The 20,586-nt window shown below is 43.1% G+C and carries 21 protein-coding genes and 1 pseudogene; 4 read left to right on the top strand and 18 right to left on the bottom strand.

Going from position 1 to position 20,586, the window contains the following annotated elements; translation table 11 throughout:
* Positions 1-43: 43 nt before the first annotated feature.
* Both A0256_20725 and A0256_20730 read right to left on the bottom strand, forming a co-directional pair.
* Positions 44-1,252, bottom strand: a complete 1,209-nt coding sequence (locus A0256_20725; GenBank protein ID AMR33681.1) for a hypothetical protein — start codon at positions 1,250-1,252, stop codon at positions 44-46.
* A gap of 1 nt (position 1,253) precedes the next feature.
* Entirely contained in the window at positions 1,254-4,049 is a 2,796-nt protein-coding gene (locus A0256_20730) for a restriction endonuclease subunit R (protein ID AMR33682.1), read from the bottom strand.
* A gap of 302 nt (positions 4,050-4,351) precedes the next feature.
* Here A0256_20730 and A0256_20735 point away from each other — a divergent pair, with 302 nt between their 5' ends.
* Both A0256_20735 and A0256_20740 read left to right on the top strand, forming a co-directional pair.
* Positions 4,352-4,825 (top strand): hypothetical protein, encoded by a 474-nt coding sequence (locus A0256_20735; protein ID AMR33683.1) that lies wholly within the window; start codon positions 4,352-4,354, stop codon positions 4,823-4,825.
* Between the two features lie 152 nt (positions 4,826-4,977).
* A complete protein-coding gene (locus A0256_20740; GenBank protein ID AMR33684.1) occupies positions 4,978-5,253 on the top strand; it encodes a hypothetical protein in 276 nt (91 codons plus the stop codon).
* Positions 5,254-5,307: 54 nt separating this feature from the next.
* Here A0256_20740 and A0256_20745 read toward each other — a convergent pair whose 3' ends face one another.
* Entirely contained in the window at positions 5,308-5,661 is a 354-nt protein-coding gene (locus A0256_20745; protein ID AMR33685.1) for a hypothetical protein, read from the bottom strand.
* A 31-nt stretch (positions 5,662-5,692) separates the two neighbouring features.
* Here A0256_20745 and A0256_20750 point away from each other — a divergent pair, with 31 nt between their 5' ends.
* Entirely contained in the window at positions 5,693-5,977 is a 285-nt protein-coding gene (locus A0256_20750; protein ID AMR33686.1) for a hypothetical protein, read from the top strand.
* A gap of 903 nt (positions 5,978-6,880) precedes the next feature.
* On the opposite strand, the gene A0256_20755 is transcribed toward A0256_20750, so the two are convergent.
* From A0256_20755 to A0256_20800, 10 genes and pseudogenes are all read right to left on the bottom strand, one after another.
* Positions 6,881-7,291, bottom strand: a complete 411-nt coding sequence (locus tag A0256_20755) for a hypothetical protein (protein ID AMR33687.1) — start codon at positions 7,289-7,291, stop codon at positions 6,881-6,883.
* A 29-nt stretch (positions 7,292-7,320) separates the two neighbouring features.
* Entirely contained in the window at positions 7,321-7,728 is a 408-nt protein-coding gene (locus A0256_20760; GenBank protein AMR33688.1) for a hypothetical protein, read from the bottom strand.
* Positions 7,729-8,281: 553 nt separating this feature from the next.
* Entirely contained in the window at positions 8,282-8,542 is a 261-nt protein-coding gene (locus A0256_20765) for a hypothetical protein (protein ID AMR33689.1), read from the bottom strand.
* 119 nt (positions 8,543-8,661) lie between these two features.
* Positions 8,662-9,141, bottom strand: coding sequence for a hypothetical protein (locus A0256_20770; protein ID AMR33690.1), 480 nt, complete (start codon positions 9,139-9,141; stop codon positions 8,662-8,664).
* On the bottom strand, positions 9,128-9,922 hold the full coding sequence (locus A0256_20775) for a hypothetical protein (protein AMR33691.1): 795 nt from the start codon (positions 9,920-9,922) through the stop codon (positions 9,128-9,130). Before A0256_20775 ends, A0256_20770 begins: the two co-directional genes overlap by 14 nt.
* A gap of 180 nt (positions 9,923-10,102) precedes the next feature.
* Positions 10,103-10,303, bottom strand: coding sequence for a hypothetical protein (locus tag A0256_20780; protein AMR33692.1), 201 nt, complete (start codon positions 10,301-10,303; stop codon positions 10,103-10,105).
* Positions 10,304-10,306: 3 nt separating this feature from the next.
* On the bottom strand, positions 10,307-11,095 hold the full coding sequence (locus A0256_20785) for a hypothetical protein (protein AMR33693.1): 789 nt from the start codon (positions 11,093-11,095) through the stop codon (positions 10,307-10,309).
* Positions 11,096-11,455: 360 nt separating this feature from the next.
* The gene (locus A0256_20790) at positions 11,456-12,415 is read right to left on the bottom strand and encodes a hypothetical protein (GenBank protein AMR33694.1); all 960 of its coding nucleotides are present in this window, start codon (positions 12,413-12,415) and stop codon (positions 11,456-11,458) included.
* Positions 12,402-13,295 (bottom strand): hypothetical protein, encoded by an 894-nt coding sequence (locus tag A0256_20795; protein AMR33695.1) that lies wholly within the window; start codon positions 13,293-13,295, stop codon positions 12,402-12,404. The genes A0256_20790 and A0256_20795 overlap by 14 nt, the downstream gene beginning before the upstream one ends.
* Before the next feature lie 99 nt (positions 13,296-13,394).
* Positions 13,395-14,918, bottom strand: a pseudogene (locus tag A0256_20800) (hypothetical protein).
* A 204-nt stretch (positions 14,919-15,122) separates the two neighbouring features.
* Between A0256_20800 and A0256_20805 the strand changes: the two are divergent.
* Positions 15,123-15,467: a transcriptional regulator gene (locus A0256_20805; GenBank protein ID AMR33696.1), complete on the top strand. Its 345-nt coding sequence runs from the start codon at positions 15,123-15,125 to the stop codon at positions 15,465-15,467.
* 38 nt (positions 15,468-15,505) lie between these two features.
* Here the strand turns inward: A0256_20805 and A0256_20810 are convergent, their stop codons facing one another.
* The 5 genes from A0256_20810 to A0256_20830 all read right to left on the bottom strand — a co-directional run bounded on the left by A0256_20810 (position 15,506) and on the right by A0256_20830 (position 20,585).
* Positions 15,506-15,712: a hypothetical protein gene (locus A0256_20810; GenBank protein ID AMR33697.1), complete on the bottom strand. Its 207-nt coding sequence runs from the start codon at positions 15,710-15,712 to the stop codon at positions 15,506-15,508.
* 4 nt (positions 15,713-15,716) lie between these two features.
* Entirely contained in the window at positions 15,717-16,340 is a 624-nt protein-coding gene (locus A0256_20815; protein AMR33698.1) for a hypothetical protein, read from the bottom strand.
* Complete coding sequence (locus A0256_20820) at positions 16,337-16,663, bottom strand: hypothetical protein (GenBank protein ID AMR33699.1); 327 nt, start codon at positions 16,661-16,663, stop codon at positions 16,337-16,339. The genes A0256_20815 and A0256_20820 overlap by 4 nt, the downstream gene beginning before the upstream one ends.
* Before the next feature lie 3 nt (positions 16,664-16,666).
* Positions 16,667-20,107, bottom strand: a complete 3,441-nt coding sequence (locus tag A0256_20825; protein ID AMR33700.1) for a hypothetical protein — start codon at positions 20,105-20,107, stop codon at positions 16,667-16,669.
* A 136-nt stretch (positions 20,108-20,243) separates the two neighbouring features.
* A complete protein-coding gene (locus A0256_20830) occupies positions 20,244-20,585 on the bottom strand; it encodes a hypothetical protein (GenBank protein AMR33701.1) in 342 nt (113 codons plus the stop codon).
* Position 20,586 lies beyond the last annotated feature (1 nt).

Here is a 20,586-nt window from a genome sequence, read left to right on the forward strand (position 1 = left end):
AATAAGTAGTCCCCAGATCTTAGGAAAAAATCGGCTCCTTTATCTATATCAACTTACCTTCAAAAGCTTTTTTCAAAACACTTTGTCTTAATGCCTCGGCTTGTTGTAGGCTTTTAGTTATGGTTTCTTCTATTTTATCGCACACGCTAAGGCGGCTTTCAATTTCTTGAACCACCCGTATTTGCTCATCAAGCAATGGTAACGTTATTGGGTAGGTTTTTAGCTTAGTCCCATTTATATTTGACTGGTTAACACCAAAACTTCTTACTGAATTCCCATAACTCTTTGCAGCATGAGTATTTAAGAAGTATGTTAGATAGTCTGCATTTATCAAAGAATCAATTCTATTAATTCGAATTAAATAACCCGCAAATATGGCCGGGCGGTCACCTTTATATATTGCCGTTTTACCAACAAGTTCAGCACTATTGGTTCTGTTAAATAGAACATCATCCTTTTTAAGCAAATATTTACTTATCTCTTTCTCATCATCAGTGTATACTAAGTCACCCCAATCGAATTTGCCGCTTTGAATATTGCCCATTCTTAATACGGGTACACTGCCAGCATTTTTTGATTTTATAGCAGAACCGTATTCAACACTTGTACAGATTTCGTTTATCGTTGTTTTCATCCAACTTTTCGGCAAATTTCCATTTTCAATATTTTCATTAGTCAATTTACCCTCAAAAGCCCATTTTAAAACCGCTTGCCTATAAACTTTAAGTTGCTGTTGTGCGGTTTGTAAGTTTTCAATGCCTTTATCCAGTTCACTAAAGAGCTCCTCTATTTTTTCAACGATACGATATTGCTCTGCTATTGGAGGAAGTGAAAATTCATAATTCCAAACCAGGTTCGGATCAACATGGGGGATACCTACACCTTTTGCTCTGGTATTTATCTCAATGTATTTAGATTGAAGAAAATAGTAGGCATATTTTTCAAAAACCTCTTTTGGAAAGCTTAATTTTACGAGTGTGCTTCCAATAGCACCCTTTATCGCTCTTCCAACGTAGCCAGAACGTGATCCATCCCATACCATTAAAAAATCATCTTCTTCACAAAGTACACATCCTTGACCATCTGTGTATTCATCAATAATATTCTTTTCGAAGGCTTTAATGTTTACATATGGTATATTAAACTCAGGAGTTTGCTCCGTCGAAACAAATTTTGGTTTCTTCCCCTTTTTTGATTTAACAAAATCAGCAAGCTTCGTGACTCTCCAACCTTCCGGCAATTTTATATTCATCTTACGCTGCCAATACTTCGTTTAACTCATTAATTATTTCACCAGTACTATCACCAAACAATTGCCACATTTTGCCTAAGCCACCTTGTTTGTTAAACGGATCGAGCTCAAAATCATCCTGCTCTACATGAAAGCTAGAGGCAATGTAATCTTTAATCATACGCAACCACTGCATTTGCTCTTCGTTAAATTTCAATGTACCAGCTTGTTTAGTAAATACCCATTGCTGAAAGTTCAGATCAACCGTTTTATCGTAAATAGTTAAGCTTCCATCAATGCCGCTAATCCTGCGAATCAGCGAAACCAAAGCTATTAATTCGTTTTTGGGTTGGTCATTTACCTTTTCTAACTGGGCATATGCTCGCCATATACTTAACGGTGCGAATAGTGGTTTACTTGTCTTAATAGTCTCCGCAAGGTCTTTAATCATCTTATAAGTCAACTCACGCCTATGGTAGGGTTGCCCGTAAAATATTTGAAGTGCGATTATCTCTGTCTTGTTATCTTCAATCCAGATCTTAAAGTCCTGTACTAAACCTTCAGCTATCACCACATTATCCTTAACCCAACCTATATTTACTAACTCATCAGGGTTAACATGGTCAATCACCTGGTCGTACTGCTTACGTATATCTATTACAAAGTTACGCAGCTCAAAACTATCAAATATCTGCGTAGCTTGTTCTATTAGCTTCTCGTGTTGTTCCTTAAATAGTATCTCTTTGTCAGAAGGCGCGGCACCAGGCGTTTGCTCATCAATACTCATGCGTATATTTTCAAGCGTGTCGGGATCGTATGCGTTCAATAACTGTTTAACTACATGGTTTATGCTTTGCCCTTGTGCTTTCTCCGCGAAAGCCATCTTTTCCTTTTCATTGATCAGCTTATCCAAACGGATCAACCTGTTTGCAAGTGTAGTGAGCATGTCCTCAGCGGTATTACCAATGTGTACACTTTCTATAACTTCCTTTAAAGACAAGCCCGGCTTTTTTTCCAATGGGCGGCTATCCGTCTTTTGGCTTTTCTCTACACCAATAGCATCTATAATTACAAAATGATCCTTTGTGTATTTGGCACCAGGTGTACCTGTAGCTTTTAATTCTTCCAGGCTACAGGTACGTGTACCGCGGCCTTTCATTTGTTCGTAATAGCTACGGCTTTTTACATCCCGCATAAATAATAACACCTCAAGCGGGCGTATATCTGTACCTGTAGCAATCATGTCAACTGTTACCGCCACACGAGGATAATAACTATTCCTAAACTGCTGTAAAATACTTTTGGGATCTTCCTCACTTCGATAGGTAATCTTTTTGCAAAACTTATTCTCCTCGGCAAATTCTTCACGCACTATATTGATAATGTCGTCTGCATGGCTGTCGCTCTTCGCAAAAATGAGCATTTTAGGCACTTCAAAACTTTCTGGTGTAGTATTAGTGGGCTCAATCTTCCGGTCAGGAAACATTACTGGCAACTGTTCTCTAACTGCTTGAATAATCATGCGCAGCTGGTTGGGATTAACTACCTTATCATCCAATTGCCTGCCGTTATATTCTACCTCCTCATCTAAGGTGTTCCAAAACTGTTTACGGGTGAGCTTTTCACGCTTCCCTATATATTCACCCAATTCAATTTTTGAACCTTGCTGAGTGATTTTAGTTACAATCTCAAAAACATTGTATGGCACCAGTACACCATCTTCGACAGCTTTTTGATAGCCATAATCACAAACCAGGTTTTGATTAAAATAACCAAAAGTGCGGTTATCTGGGGTAGCTGTTAAGCCAATTTGAAATGCATCGAAGTAATCTAAAACTTGCTTCCAAAGATTGTAAATGCTGCGGTGGCATTCGTCGATTACAATGAAGTCAAAGAACTCCATTGGAGTTTTCTGACTATATATAACGGGTAAAGGCTCTTTGTTAACTAGTCTTTTCTCGTTGGGGTTTTCTTCTTCATCCCTCTCATCCAATTCCGTCCCTTTCAGGATTGAATACAGCCGCTGTATCGTACTTATGTAAACCTGGCTATCATTGGGTACAAAAGAACTTGTTAGGCGGGATACGCCGTATAATTCAGGAAACAAGCGGTTGTCATCTTGCGGTTCATATCTTTTAAATTCCTGCTCAGCTTGTTCTCCTAAGTTTTTGGTATCAACCACGAATAATATTCGTTTCGCTTTTGCAAATTTTAATAAACGATATATAAATGATATTGCTGTAAATGTTTTACCGGAACCAGTAGCCATCTGTATTAAAGCTTTTGGTCGGTTATCGCGAAAGGATTTTTCGATGTTAGTTATTGCAGTTACCTGGCAGTCACGTAACCCGGCTGTTTCTAATAATGGATTATCATGTAGTCTTGCCCTGAGTGTTTTAGTCTCTTTCAGCCATTGCTGAAACGTCTCTGGCCTGTGGAAAGTAAATACTGGCCGTGAGCGTGGTTTAGGATCACGATAGTCTGTGAAGCGGGTTATCTCGCCGGTGCTTTCATAAACAAAAGGCAGCGGATCGTTATTGAGATATTTTAGTTTCGATTTGGCGTATTCGGTGGATTGTTCTTCAACAACGGTGAGCTTTAGCCCCTCGTCTTCACGCTTGGCTTCTATAACACCGACAGGCTTTTTATCTATAAATAAAATGTAATCGGCAGGCCCGGTTTCGGTTTGATATTCCCTAACTGCAACTCCAACCCCGGCACTTAGGTTAATTTGTTTTTTATTCTGTATTAACCAACCGCAAAGTAATAATTGCTTGTCAATTTCATCTCTTGCGATTTGTTCAGGGTTTTGGTTCACTTATAGATTTATGGTTCGCTAAATATAGTATTTCTTTGTGACGAAATATTACCTATTTTTACCCTTGATGCTAGGCATCGCAAAATATTTATTGTATTAGCGTTAAAGCTAAGTTCAGGCGAACGAAAACTGGTAATTTTTAAAATAGCCCTGGAACGAAGTGTAAGCGCTCACGCATGCGTGGGCTATTTGCTTTGTTGTGGGCTATAGGTATACCAGTACCTCGTTCTCCGAACAGCTTATAGTTCCACGCTAATTTTTTGGTACCCTTCGATTGGAACTACGGAGAATAAAATATCTCAATGAAAAAAGTAGTTTTCGCATTTTGCTTAGCTTTCAGTCTTTTTCGTGCAACTGCTCAAGTTCCTATAAACCTTTTGGGCCATAAAGCTGACGAGATAAAAACGTACATGTTGTCGTTAGGAGCAACAACTGAGGGTAAAAAGTATTCGGAAAGCGGTGTTCCCTACTACCAATATATTTTAGACTTTAACTTGGAAAAAAAAACTAACCGGCAAGGTACCTCTGTTGCTGTAGTATTAGTTCAATTTGGTATTGAAGACGGTTGTACGACATGCATTTACCAATACGCACTGAAGAACAATTTGGAAGCAATAGTTGACACTTTTAACAAAGATTCTTCATTTATAAAGACCCCTGGAGAGTTTTCTTGGAAGGAGATCAAATATGGTTTCAAAGCGGCCATAATTAATAAATTGGAAGATCATGGGTTTACTTTCATATATAGTTGGCCGACTTCGAAGGCATCTAACTAAAATGTCTTTAAAAATTTAAGTCATTTATTGTGCTTAATATAATTTGTAGACTTGTAATTTGGAAACTGAAGAGGCAATACCCGCTGGTAGGTGATGAAGTAAAAAATCGCTGGGAAGATTTTTGCTGGCATTACCAACGAGATTCCGAGACAATGGGTATGTGGGAGAATTTTATACTTGCGGAGATTTCTATGAGATTTGACAAGCTTAAAGAGATGGACCGTTTTGAAACCTGGTTAGATACAGGTAACGGCAAATATGCGTTAGAAACTTTTATGAGTAAGAAATTTGACCAATGTATCCCCATAGAATACTTAAACCTTAAGGAAATTTACCAGGAAATTGCTTACCATGCGGACGATGTATGCGATGATGTTTATATCGCTTTAAAAGAACGCGCAAGCGACTATTGCCTTGATAATGGCTGAACAGTACGGGGCAGCTGCGAAAGTGCCTTATAGCCAATATTATCGCCCTTTAATTTAAAAGACGTCAGGTCTAATAACAGGCAACCATGCCTTTATATAAGATTCCAACAATTGCCTGCCTTTATTATTTATCAAATAGACGGCAGGTTTGTTTCTTTTCCCTACATGCCATAATTCAATTGCACCAACATCAACAAGTTTTCTTATGCCCTGTCTCACTTGTTGTAGGTTCATCTGTACAAATTGCTTTTGAACATTGTATGGATTAAAAGAGATAAGCGTAGCGGCAAAAGCCAGTATTTCAATATGGGTTTTATTCAATCCAATCTCCTTACGAAAAAGGTAATTGACGTTCCGCTGATTTAGAGTAAAACACTTCACAAACAAATCCACTGTTGCCTTATCCATCCCAAATAATTAATACATAAAAGTAAACATTATGATCCGACTAAATGCACAGTGTAAAGGTTGGATAATGTTAATGGCATTTCCATTATATACGTTCTATATAGGAAACTATGCGATAGTAGATAATCCGAGAGGCTTAAAAAAACCATTCCGTGCGCTCTGGAGCCCCGGATTGTCTATTATTTTTGGTGGAATTGAATTAGTAATCACCAATTTAAATGTTCAAAGCATTGCAGAATCAACTTTTCGCGATTCATTTATGGGGGGGGGCAACTGCTCCGGAATGTCCAAACAATTGTTACTCCACGCAAATTAAACATTTGGGGTTTAACGTATACAAAAAACGGCATTTATACAGCCTATAGTACGTCCAAACGTTGCCCATGGGTCTATTATAGATTCAGATGAATGGTTTGCTTACGGGTGCTTAAATGACGTGTACCAATATGATATAGTAGACCATGACCGTAAGCAATATTTTTATAACAACGGTTATACATCTAATGCTATGGAGTATGAATGGAAACACTTTATAGGATCTTTTATCAGCATCTATCATTCAGTAAGCAGAACGCACTTCAATAAATATGTAAAGGAGTTTGTGTTTAGATCAACTCTCGTAACTTAGCCATTCAACAACAAATTGAGGGTGTCATTGGTAACATGGTTCGCCGATTTGAATATAGGAGTTAATTGCAAAATGAGTGATATAAATAAAAATCCATATACTAAAGTATGTGCCTTTGATGACCAAAACTCACCCTATAATACAAAGGGTGACTGATCGAACATGGCTTTTTGTTTTTTCTTCAGCCTCATAAATTTAAATCTATGCATTATATTGGCCATTTATAAAGATGAGTTGTGCCGCTCTCTAACGTTACCTCAAGAATTCAACTGGAAAATAAACTTAATCTCGCTACAGATGTAATTCAATTGCGGCTTAATTTGTCCCGACTTGTTTACAATTCATAATATTACTCACTTTTATAATACTTAATTAGGTCCTGGCCAGCTACAAGCTTGTCACTTTACTATAATTTAAACAACAGGCAATTATGTTCTGCTTACTTGAATATCAATGCCTATTGATATGCGCCATGCTGCTGTACTAGTTCAGCAGGGGAGTACATTTTCGCACCGAAAATGCATTCATATGATCTTAATTTTCAGCTATTTCTAATCATCTGAAAATTTATATTAATACAGATTCAGGAAATCAATACTTTGTCGCACTTACCGTTACAATATTCCCGTTCCAAACCCAAATTTGTAATCCAAAATTTTCAAAAGTATAAACCGTTTGATTTTGGCCTCGGTTGTTTATTAATAAATAAATTTTCTCGAAACTATCTGGTATTGTTTTAGACAATTTTAAAAATTCATAATAATCCATACTTATCAAATTTTGTCCTTTCCAAATGCATTCAAAAGAGCAGGTAATATTTGTAATATTATTAAGATCATCTACAAATACATCTACAGGCGGTTCTTTAAAAGCATAAAGGTTTTCAATGTATTCGTCTTTTTTGAGGTATAATGTCGGGGATTTGTGCAAGTAATTTTTTATAGTATCGCCAATTTTAAAATCGCCTACCGAAATATTAGGTACCAATAATGCATGTATCATCTTTTAATTGCGTTGCTATGTTCCGTTCCCTATGCATTTTTTTGTGCAGTTCGTTGAACATTTATTAAAGTTTGTTGTAGTTTCTTTTTTTCTTTTCCGACTGCGTTACCTATTTTTTCTTTTAAATCTTTAACTTGCTCTGCTGCTTTGCTAATTGCTTTGCTATCGCCATGTTTTTCATTTTTTCCGTTATTGTTTTGTGGTTCCGGATTGGGGTTACCATTGTCCTCCCCGTTGCCATTCATTAAATTAATCGCCGCATTTTTAATCGTAAAAACTCCATGAGTTACTAATGCCGCTCCTGCTGCTGTTAGCCCCAGCGATAAACCTGCGGTCTCTGGGGCTCCCGCAACTCCTACTGCAGCAGATGTTCCTCCAGATGCGACTTCTTGTCCTGCACCAAATAAAGCGGCAACGTGTCCCGTTTTGCGCCCCAAATTATAAACTGTAGCACTGCTGTGGCGCGATGTAGGAGCGTTGGCACCACTGACATCAGAAGCCAAAGCATTTACAAAGCCGCCAATAAAGTCGTTAGCTTTGCGTCCGATTTCATTCCAATCCGGCCATTGACCATCTGGATCCGTAAATCTAATAGAATTATGAATCCATATAAGTACGAATAAGCAGCGTCTTACTCAGCGCTCGGATCTATAGTTGTCCATCTTGCTAATTTGGAAAAAGCAATTTATTGAGTGTAAAAAAGGCAGACGTTTTCGGGCTGGATGTAAGCTTGGGTTGTGGGTGGATCTGTGCGGCTTGCATCCGGCACGTAAACGATCCAACAGGGGTTTAGGGGCTTTGGGAGATAGCCCCCAATTAAACAAAAGGCCTCCATGTGCGGGGGGAATAAAGCTGCTATTACCGGCTGTATAAACCATCATTTTGACAGCACCGGCAGGGTGCTGTCTTCCTTTCTAATGGATTTATCTTATATGCAACAATTCAAACTCGGACTCTCAATCTGCGTTTTTGATGCCGTAAAGGCACTTTTTATTTTTGAGGGTGATGCTTTAGCAAGGCTTCTTTCAGTTCTTCCAGGTTACTTTCCCGATATCTTTCGGTACTGCTAACGTAACGGTGGCCGGCCATATATTGCACCGTCCGCAGGTCTTTTTCTTTCAGCCATTCGGTGATCACGCTTTGCCTGATCTGTACCGCATGTTTGTATTTAGGATTGATCTTTTTCAATGCATAGCCCAGGTGCAGCAAGGTGTTCTTTAAGTTTTCTATATCATATCTGCCGGTGAACAAACGCGCTGATCTGCTTTGAAGCTTTGGCCGTATGAGCAATAGATATTCTTGCAGGTCTAAGATCTGATGGGGTTGCAGGAGTAATATCCTGTCGTTTTGCTTGCCGGTTTTTGGTACGTTTATTTTACCTCTCTCAATTTCAAATGCTCCGGCCGGATAGTTTCCAGTTCTTCCCTGGTCAATGCCTGGTAAACTAATAAGCCTACGATCACTTTATTACGATGGGTACGTTCGTCTTTGATCTCGTAGGTATGATAAAGTGCTTCCAGGTCTGCTTTCTCTAACAGGTCATGGGGTACGGTTCTGATCGTTCCTTTCAGACTGATACCTGCTGCGGGCTTGTAACTGATCTGCTGTTCATTTTGCAGGTAAGTAAAGTAATATCTTACCGCTAACATCATTCTGTTGATCAGGTTGATATTTTTATTTTCCTTTTTTAAGTGGTCTGCAAAGTCCAGTATTTCGGTGTAGGTAATTTGCTCTATAGCCAGGCTTTGTTCAGCCATCCATGCTAAAAAGTAGCTGGCATATTTACGGTGCTGATAAACGGTTTGAGGCTTAAAGCCCGTTTCCTGTAAGTACTCCTCAAACTTGCTCATGCTTTAAGTGGGTATAGATCTGCGTACTTTCCAGGCTGCTATGGCCTAAAAAGCGTTGGATCTGTTCTAACTTCATTCCTGAATGCAACAGGTGGCTGGCAATGCTGTGGCGAAGCGTATGCAGGCCGATGGCTTTCTTTAACCTGGCTTCGGCTCGTAGTTTTTGCAAACGTTCGTAAGCAGTGGCACCACTCAATCTTTTACCGTTAATATTGAGCAATAAGGCATCATCTTTTTTACCGCTAACCAGGTAAGGCCGGGCATACTGGATATAGTTTTCAAGGTCGGCTTTATTGCTGCCTGCTAATGGCACATAGCGCTCCCTGTGGCCTTTTCCTTTCCGCACATATACCAGGTCTTTTTCGATCAGTATATCCCGCACATCAATTTTTACGCCCTCATTTTTACGTAAGCCACAGCCGTAATATAAAGCCAGCATAGCTTTATCCCGCATTCCTAAAGCATCCTCTTTGGTGGCATCATACAATTTATTAACCTCGTTAGTGGACAATATGCTTTTAACATTACTGGCCTTGCCCTTAATGCGAAGCTTGACTGTGAAGCTTTCCTGTCCGCTCTCTGTCTGGTAACGGCTGAACTTTTTAATGACCTGTAAATGCTTACGGATATAGTTCAGACTGATCGCTCCGGCCTTTGTTTTGCATGGCCGTTCATGCAGGCGTGTTAGGTAGTTTTTCAGGTGCGCTTCCTGTATCTCATGCGGGTGGTTGCAGTTTTGGTTCTCCAGGTATTCCAGGAACTCGGCCAACATTTTAGGCATGTCCCGCTGGCTCGTCGGTTCAAAGTTCAATATGCGTAGCCATTCCGAAAAGCCTGCCTGCAGGCGGATATAAAGAAGTTCAAGGATTTCTTTAATAATAATGTTGCCGCACTATAATAACAAAGCCCGGCATATGGCCAGGCTTCGTAAACTAAGAGCTTACCTCATGTTAAGACGCAGTTACAAACGGCGACCAAGGGGGGGCTTTAAACCATTAAACTCAAGGATTGGATCAATGGATTCATCACCCAATTCAACCTTTTTAAGTATTACAATTACTTTGTTAACATCCCTATCTTTGATTGCTTCGTAAAAGTCATCAATCAAACCAGCCACGTACAAACGCTCGTTTACTGTCATTCCTTTATATTGATCATTCATAATTTAGAAAGCAGGATTAGCTCCCGACACACTTGTTTTTTTGACATTATTCGGGTTTATAATATATTCAGTTACTCCACCGCCTGCGCGACCATCTAAAGGTTGGGCAGGGTGCGACGTTATTATATTTTTAAAATCAACGGTTCCTTCTATAACAAATTGTCCTGTGTTTGTGGACCCACTCGCACCTCCTGATGGAAGTCCTGCAGCCTCTCTAAAATTTGCCACACCATTAGGATTAGTTGGTGTCCAAGAAAACCCATCGGCTTTAGCATCTCCGCCAAACACACGATATACTTTGCTTTCTGACGTTCCTATCCCTGTAAAACCATCTATTGGGCCTTTAACAGTTCCCAAACTATTACCCACCGGCCCTTGCAGTGCGCCCATCACCGTTGTCATCGCGGTCATATTGGCTGAACCCCACTGCAAAGCCCCGGCATACGCTTTATTATCCGCTTTATCATCCATGATTTTATCATGGATAGCCCGTACTTTTTCAGGAACATTGGCAACATATCCGGGGTCGCGTTTATGAATGGTATTGTTCACCTTATCAACCGCGCCCTGTGCGTACGTTTTAAGGCCAAAAACGCTTTGTATATTTTGTTTTACTTGAAGATAAGCTACATATAAACTAACACCTGCGGCAGGGCCAAGAAATCCACAACAGTTTTGCGTTTCCATTCCATCTGGATCAATATTTCTAATTGGATTATCATCACCATAGGTGTAAGGACTAAAGCGCCTACTCTTTTCAGCTAATGGATCAATTACATTCCACCTCCCCACTACCGGGTCATAGAACCTTGCGCCGTAATCGTATTGGCTACCATAAAGTTTTTACGTTTTTGGCTGTTTTCCGTTTTGCACTTTTTCGGTGCCATAAAGAACGTTCGTTAGGGTAAAGATAAGCGTTAGTTTTTCATTTGCAAGGCGGCGTTTGTTGGTAGTTTCATTGCCGGGTGGCCGTGGTTGGTTAATCATCTGTTACAGCAAAGGTAGCCTCCGAAGCCAGGTCAGTAAAGGGACTTTCGCGGCATAAACCCGCAAGCCTTTCACGCACAAGGCCATTTATTCCACGTTCCCTTGACAGCCCCGCCTTCTCCCGCTTTTGGTTGCTTAACAGAAGATAACCTGAACCCCTGATGATTAAGAAAGGTTTAAGGGGTGGAACTTGTTAAGCGCATCTTTCAGGTCTTCAAGATTGCTGGTCTGGTAACGTTCGGTGCTGCTAATATAGCGGTGGCCCGCCATGTATTGTACTGCCCGCAGATTCTTTTCTTTCAGCCATTCCGTTATCACGCTTTGCCTGATCTGCACCCCATGTTTATACTTTGGGTTGATCTTTCGCAAAGCATAGTTGAGGTGTAACAGGCTGTTTTTCATCGTTTCCTGCCCGTTCATCGTAACAAAAAGCCGCTGTACATCTTCGACGGCCTTATATTTATCCGGCTTTCTGCCGGAACGCTCGGCCATGCGTTCGGCCAATATCTTAGGCCGGATTATTAGTATATATTCTTGTAAGTCTAAGATTTGATGCGGTTCAAGGCTAAGCACCCGGCTGTTCAGTTTGCCCGTTTGGGGAATATGTATCTTACCCTCACGTAGTTTCAGGTGGTCAGAGCGCAAGGTTTCCAGTTCATCCCTTGTCAATGCCTGGTAAACCAGTAAGCCTACAATAACCTTATTGCGGTGGGTACGCTCGTCTGTTATAGGATAACTTTCGTAAAGCGTTTCCAGTTCGGCTTGGGTTAACAGGTCGTGAGGCACATGCCTGATCGTGCCTTTCAGGATGATGCCGGCCGCGGGGTTATGTGTGGCCTGCCCGGCATGTTGCAACCAGGTGAAGTAATACCTAACGGCCAGCATTACCCGGTTAATGAGCCGGATCGTATAGCCGTCCTGTTTAAGCTGATCGGCAAACTCCAATACATCGGCATGGGTTACCTGTATGGTGGCCAAGCTTGCTTCCTCCATCCATTCCAGGAAGATACCCGCATAGTTGCTGTTTTGCCGGATATAGTTTTTGGCGTAATGTTCCTGCTGTAAATAGGTTTGGTAGCTTTTCAAAGCTGCCTGTATCGCCGAGGCGAACTTATATTTGTTCATGCTTTAGGTGGGTGTAGATCTGCGTACTTTCCATGCTACTATGCCCTAAGAAGCGTTGGATCTGTTCCAAAGCCATACCTGAATGCAGTAAATGGCTGGCAATACTGTGGCGCAGCGTATGCAGTCCTGCGGGCTTTTTTATCTTCGCTACGGCCTTTAACTTTTGTAACCGCTCGTAAGCCATGTGGCCGCTTAACCGGGTGCCATTAACGTTCAACAGCAAAGCATCTTCTTTTTTATCAGCCGCCAAATGAGGGCGGCCATACAGGATATAGTTCTCCAGGTCGGCTTTACCTGTACCTGCAAGCGGTACGTAACGCTCTTTATAACCCTTGCCTTTACGCACGTAGACCAGTCCCTTATCTAACAAAATGTCCTTAACATTGATATTGGCACCCTCGTTTTTCCGCAGGCCGCAACCATAATACAAAGCCAGTATCGCTTTATCCCGCAAACCCAATGTATCATCTTTTACAGCCTCGTATAAACTGCTGATCTCGGCAAGGTTAAGGATACATTTCACGTTGGAACTTTTGCCTTTGATGCGCAGCTTTACCGTAAAGCTTTCCTGTCCGCTTTCGGTAAGGTAACGGCTGAACTTGCGGATCACCTGCAAGTGCTTGCGGATATAGTTGAGGCTGATCGCACCGGCGGCGGTTTTGCTTGGCCGCTCGTGCAGGCGTTCCAGGTATTTTTTAAGATGTTCCTGCTGGATGTCATGCGGGCGATGGCAGTTATTATCTTGCAGGTAGATCAGGAACTCGGTCAGTATCTTAGGCATATCGCGCGGGCTGGTCGGTTCAAAGTTGAGGATCCGCAGCCATTGGGTAAAGCCTGCATGCAGGCGGATATAGAGCGGATTATATAGGGTGGCTTGCATTTTCTGTTACTCGTGGGTTACTGGTCGTTCCCCGCTGATCTTCTGCATTTTATGTAACCCATTAAGGCTTTGGGTTACCGGTGGGATACGGGTTACTAATTGGATGTTTTCAAGTATAGATTTAACCATGCTTTGCGCATCGTTTGCTAAGTTTTCGAGGTCGTTCCAGCTTTGTATTTTATATTCAAAGCCCTTATAGCGGCTTCCTTTCGCTATTTTGATATAGCCCATGCGTTCCAGTTCAAACAGGTAGCGGCCTATGCTGCTCGGACTTAACCGGAATGCGGCCCGTACTTCCTTGCTGTAAAAGGTGTCGGTGTCCTTTTCTTTCAGGTAGGTTTTAAGCTTTTCAAAGAAGTCCCGGCAGGCATCGTTTAACTCGTCGCTCTTTTTAAGCAAGGTGGTTTCCAGTAAGCTAAAAGCGGCCTGTATGTCCTCAATAGTGGTTTCAATATACTGCTCCCCGGTGTCCTCGTCCGTTTTCAGTTCTCTTTGGTATTGATGGTAGTAAGTAATGGTTTCGATGAATAACAGCAATAAAAGCATGGTACGGCGTGGTTTAAACACGGCCTCCGGCAGTTGCAGGTAAGGGGCGTAAGGATTTTTAACGCTGACAGGTTTTAACATACGCTGAACGTTTTTAAGCTGCTCCCGTACTTTCTTTTCTGCATACTGATCGATCAGCCCCGCACTCATTTTACGCTGATAGTCCATGATCTTCACGTCCTGCTCCGGGCTGTTATCCATGTAAAGCAGGATGCACCGGTTCGCGTTATCCTCATACATTTGCTCCCGTGTCGTACAGCCGCTGATACAAACAGGGCCTTCTACCTGTAAGGTGATGGTTTTGGGATTGCCTTTGCTGTCTTTCAGGGTCACCGTTTTGCTGATCTTGCGCTTGCTTTGCAGTTCCCTGATCGGGTACAGCACATCTTCCGCGCCGTCCATATCTTCAAGCAATAGCAGCTTATATTTCAATTCCTCTTTACCGAAGTAGTAAAAGGCGTTTACACTGAGCGTGGTGATCTCCAGTTTGTCTTCTTCGGGTATCAGCTCGCCTACTTTCTCCTGTAACCAGGTCTTGCCTGTCCCGCTTGCGCCCAGGCATAACAGGTGTAATGGGTTTTCACGGGTTCGTGATGTGTAAATAAGGTAGGCGATCAGGGCGTTGGTTTCTTCACCTACAATGCCACTCTGGCCGATGGCCTGCTTGGTTCTGCCTAACAGATCAGGGCCTTTTAGGTAAGCTATGGCGGCTTTACGCTCGGCTTCTGATAGCTGTTTCTTTTCAGGCTGTTTGGGCTTCATGGCCTCCAAACGTTCTGAACGGTATTGCTCTAAGGCGGTGGTCAGCCCGGTTATGGCCGTGCTGATCTCACGGGTGCCGGTGTCCAGCGCATCGGCTGATTTCTCGATCAGCTGCTCGGTTTGGATGCTGTTGTAAAGGTCTAAGCTATGGCGAAAGACGTTTAGCTTATCATCCGTATTTACCAGTTTAAGCGTCACCTTTAAACGGTCAAAGCCGGTCAGCTTAATGCCGCCCAATACGGTGATGTGCAGTTTCCCGTCTAAGTACAATAATAACTCCGGGTTGTCCGTGATAAGCCCAACAGGTTTTTGCATCGCTTTAAAAAAGTCGTAATAAACTATATATAATGCAAATATATTTATATGGTACAGTTTTTCAATAAGATTATGATTTATTGTATTGTTTATACTACTTTTTACTGTGATTAAAGCCGTTTTAGCTCCATTGACAGGATTTTATTGTAGTCTTTAGTTGCGTATATTTGTATTTATAGGTAAAAAAACGCTGTTAATAACAATATGGATTCATTTGGTAAAAGATTAAGGGAGTGCAGGGATGCCAAAGGGCTTTCGCAGCAAGACCTTGCCAAGTTGATGCATACTTCTTATACAGTCATTGGTAAGTATGAGCGGGACGAAACAAAGCCATCTATTGAAGTTGCCCGTAATATGTCGAAACTGCTTGATACCACAGTAGGGCATTTACTGGGAGAAAACGATGATCTGAACGTGCTAAAAGATCCTGCTATGCTTAAGCGTCTCAACGAATTAAACTCACTTTCTGAACCTGACAGGGACAGCATTCTATATGCGCTTGATGGTCTGCTTAGGGATGCTAAAGCCCGTAAAGCCTATGCGCTTTAACACAAAAAAGCCCCTTAACAGGGGCTTCGTCATTTACATTATCTTGTTTTCTTATTCGGTTTCCCGACTGGCTTTTTAGCTTTTGCGCTATCAGCAAATGCGTAGGGGTAATTTTGTTTTGGGTCTCTGCGCATAAGATGATACTGCCGGTGGGCACTATCCCTTTTGGCACTATCTCTTTGAACAGGTGTTTGTGCCCTGGCTGTTAAGGTTAATACTATAAGTAGTAGGGTTAGACTTTTCATTTTTTTACCATGTTGCGGGTGCAATTTTGTTTTTATCAGGCACTTCAAATAGTTTTGCTTCTAACTTCATAGGAGTAATATTCACAGCAGTGCTAATTAAAGTAAACTGCTCATTTTCCGAGATTGTTTTTAATGGCAATGCCCTTGTCTTTGATATAACATAATACCAATTTCCGTATGCATGTTGTTTAAAAAAGGCTGGATTTATACCATATTTACTATTATAATAATAGGCAGTTTTGCTTTTTGGTGTATAAACAATTAATACATCACAAAGTACTCCCATAATAGTCTCTTTTCCTTTTTCGACTTCGAACCTGGTTGCTACATCCTTGTTTTTACTGTAATCTTCCCAGTAAAGCGAATCGGACTTAGCTGTAAGCGCGTAGCTTCTATTTTCGGCACTTTTATACAATTGCATTTTAACAAACGATCCATTAAAGACAGATTTGTAATCACCCCCTTTAATATAGTAGTCTTGCGTAGTACCCATCATGGTCGCCAATCGCTCATCTTTCAATTGAGGCGATTTGCTTTTATAGCTGTTGGCATAACTGATTTTGCCCTCAAAGGTCTGTGCAAAGCCAATCGCTGGGCTAAGTAATAATAACAAAATAAGTAATCTCATTCTTTGGGGTTTAAAGGTTTATTAATATTGGGATGTTCCTTGTTGTATTCAACTTCAACGGTATCGCCAACTTTTAGACTGGTATCATGGGCGTTGCCGGTATATTTCTCACCTTTAACTACAAACTGATATGAGTAAGAGAACTTAGGGGCCACGGGTTGATTTCCCATAAAGTTCTTTTTATCTATAATCACCGCTTTAGTTCGTTGGGGAGCATTCCCCATAAACTGGTCTGTGAATGAGTTTCTGGCCACCTTATAAATAAAGTACCCAACAATTGCTACACCTATAGCAATCCAAAAGATGTTTTTTATTTTATCCATAGCTTAATTCCCCGTATTCGTATTCTTTTTTAGCTCATCCCGTTTTTGATTGGTCGTAGCTTTTATGGTGCTTTCTGTTGTTTGTGCAACTACTTTAGTTGCTACTTTCAATCCCGCTTTTACAGTTGCTGTTGTAGCACGGGTAACATTGTTTCCAGTTGCTCTCACAGCTGCTCTTGCAGTACTTGATAATCTACCTGCATTCGTTACACCAACTTTAGACAGCGCTCCCTCAACTTTACCACCTATTTTACCAGCCACGCCATCTGCAGCCAAATCTATTGCTGTATTCTTCAAAACATCTTTAACGTTATGTACTTTAACACCATCGGTTGTGTTTACTTCTACGGTATTATTAATTAGAGCAGCACCAACTTTAGCAGTAATTTTAATCGCTGTTTTTGCAGCCAAGTTTTCCACTACACTTGCACCGCTTGTTGCAGCACCAGCAAGAGCAGCAGTTCCAATAGAAACTAAGTTGATGTTACTTGTCCATGGATTTTTGTTACCCTGAACATAGTTCGTTGCCACTTGCTCCCCATAATCAACTAAACCGCCAACAATCCCACCAATAAGACAACTCGGACACCTACCATCAGGATCATCGTATCTTACAGGATTGTTTAAGCCATATTGATACGGGGTAAGGCTTTCCTGGTCGCCCTCTTCGGATGACGGGTCAACACTCGTCCATCTACCTATTACAGGGTCATAGAACCGCGCGCCGTAATCGTATTGGCCTGTTTCTTCCTGCAGTTCCTTCTTATTGTAAAGGTATTGATTTTTTATACCAAGTGGTCCCGTGACAGAGATATTTTGACCGAAGGGAAAGTAATCATCCGCCTGCACCGGGCGGGTACCGCTTTGTGTATCGAACGTCAGCCTTGCGTTCCCCAGGTGATCCGTCAGATCATATTCGTAGTTGTACCCCGTCCCGTTCGGCCTTGCCCTGCCCTCCCCTGTCTGTACCAAATCGATCGCCCCCGTCCCCGTGCCGGGCGTGGAATACTGGATCCCGTCGATGTAATCGGTTGCCTGCGTCGACGAGCTGCCTACCGTTACCTTCCGCAGCTTTCTGCCATTGGCATCATAGCTGTAGGTAATATTGGTCGTGCCCGTTACCGTCTGCGGCAGATTCATCAGGTTATAGCTGATGTTGTTATTCGTCCGCCCGTCATGCTTGATATATCCGTTGCCGCTATACGTATACACCATCGGCGCAAGGCCAGCATACATGCTGTTCCCCGACAAGTCCCGGATCGTATCCTGTTGGTTGCTCAGTCCCCCGTTTGGATAATGATAGCTCAAACTGTCCGTCCGAGTCCCGTTCAGGTACCGCGCCAGCGACAGCAGATTCCCCATCTTATCATAAATGATCCCCTTCTCCGAGCTGCCGTCCGAGGAGATGCCCGAAAGCAGCCGGTTCAGCCGGTCGTAGCGGTACTCCGTGCTTTTCGCATTCGAACCGTTGCTTCCCGCCCAGCTCTGCGAGGCGATATTGCCGTTATACTGCGGTACCGCCCCGTCGTCATAGTTCAGCTGCTGGGAGAACAGCTGCGCGCTGTCTTTAACCATCCACCCCCTGGTGTTATAACGGTAGGTTACCGTTTGGGCAAACGTACTGCCGCTATTAGTGCTGTGGAGCTTTTTGCGGTACAACTGACCCAGTTCGTTGTAGTCCTGCTGGCTCAGCAGGATCTTACTTGCTGCCACAGGCGCCGCCGTTCCGTTAGTCAGCTGGTGCCAGTGTTGCCTCACCCGGCCCATATGGTCGTAGCTCAGGCTGTCGTATACCGTAAGCTTCAGGTCCTTCGTGCCCCCGCTGTTCACAAGGAAATGCCTGCGCGTGGTGGATACCGCTTGGTCATTGAAGTTATAGTTTGTGCTGACCTCGTCGTAATTATAAACGCTCATCGCCCCGCCCAGGTAATGCTGTTTGATCGTTTTGCTTACCCGTCCCTGGTCATCGTAGTAAAATACGTTCCACAGCCGGGTGGCGGGGTTATTCAGTATCGCCGCCTTGCTGACCGTCAGCAGCCCCCGGGTCATCTTGCTGCGGGCAGCGTAGTCATAAACTCCTGAGGCGGGCCAGTTAGGGATATTGTCGTAATCGTCATAATAATTGAGCACCAGGTTACTCGTCAGCGTGGCCGGGTAGCTGGTTATCGTATACCCCGTACCGCTGGCGGTGCCGCTCTTCTGGTCCCACTGCGCATTGGCGTACACGCTGTCTCGGAACACCTGCGCCGTAAAATTCGGGTCGCTCTTCGTCCACAGCCCCGTCACAATCACCCTGCCCTGTCCATCGTACTTGGTGACCTCCCACTGGCTATTCTGCCGCAGGTTGCTGTCCTGCCGGGCTACCAGCTGATCCAGTTTATTGTATACCATATACTCCCAGGCTTTCCCCGGAACCTTTTTGCCCGTCATCCGGTTCCGCTCGTCGTACCGGTACTGGTAGCAAAGGCTGTTCAGCGTCGCTGAGCTGATCGCTGCCGTGCTGTCCCCCATCGCCCCCGGCGGCAGTACGAAGCTTAGATTCCCAAGGTCGTCATACAGGTAATACGTGCTCAGCATCTGCAGAATCGTTGACCTACCTGCAATAACCAGTTTATTGTACGTCCTTTTAACAACTACCTGCCCTTGTTTGTCTTTATATTCTTCCGTGGTTCCCAGGCAGCCGTCAACCGTCGAATCCCGGTTTTCGTCCATAGTGATCGTGCGGTAAAGCTGACCCGCACCGTAGCTGGCCGTATTATTTGACGCCCTGGACAGGCTGCGCGTCTGGTTGGAATTAATCGTCACCGTATACAGCGCTACCCGGTCGCTTCCCACATTGTTCGTCAGCACCGACCGGCTGAAGCCTGTATTACCGTTCATGCCATAATCCATCTTATTCGTATGCCCCTGACCCAGCTGCCAGGAAAATCCCGGCGCTCCCTGCTCCGTTACCCGGTTCAGTGGAGAGGCCTCAAATACCGTCTCTCCGTAAGGCCTGGTCGTACGTACGATGCCATTGCTTTGCTGCGTTCCCCCGCTGCCTGAAGGCGCATAAAAAGTAGTTACACCGCTAGTGGGGTCCAGCGCGTTGTCCTTATAGTTCCCCGTACTGCTCGAAGAGGTCGTATACGGCAGGTATTTGCGTGCCTCCCTGCCAAAAGCATCGTAAACTACCGGCTGCACCATATCGCGCCCGTTGGGAGACCCTGCCTGGTTAACCGTCTGGATCAGACGCCCTAAGCCGTCAAAATACTGCACCCCCGTCTGCACAGAATCTTTATTAGTAGCTAACTGCCCCAGCTCCGTATTATTACTAATCGGCGTTCGCGGTACCCGCGTTAACACGTAGTTCATCGTCGCCGTCTGGCTGTAAGCTGCCGATGTTAAAAATAACAGGCACAGCAACAGCGTTGCCTTTTTGTATTTGTTCAGGTTTGATTGCATCTGGTTAAGGTTTTCCTAGGTGTTGCTGCTTATTGCTGGTAATGGTAATCCGTATGCTTAATGATATTCCTCTGCTGTAACCGCACCTCAGCAACATGGTTGCTATTGATGGAAAAAGACAAGCTGGTGATACCAGTTAAAGTCCATACATTTTGGTCCAAGAGGTGGAAATTGTTTTTCTGACACCGCCTATCGTTATGTTTCCAGTCCCCTTAGCCCAAAGCGAAATAAGACAACTATCTGCAGGGAAAGTTGATTTTAATAGGCTGCCAGTTGAGCATTTAACGCCCGTCCGCGCATTTTTGATGACAATATTGCCCGTCTTATAGGTAAGCAAAGCGTAGTCATCTTCAAAACTTGTGGAGGCGATAGCTTGACGCGCAGCATTTTTATATTGGGCCATGGGATAATTGTCGTCGTAGCCACAAACGTCGCCCAGTTCTACAAATGTAAGCTGGTGGTTGTCTTTTCGTTTCATT

Origin of the sequence: Mucilaginibacter sp. PAMC 26640, from assembly GCA_001596135.1 — a bacterium.
Taxonomy (GTDB): domain Bacteria; phylum Bacteroidota; class Bacteroidia; order Sphingobacteriales; family Sphingobacteriaceae; genus Mucilaginibacter.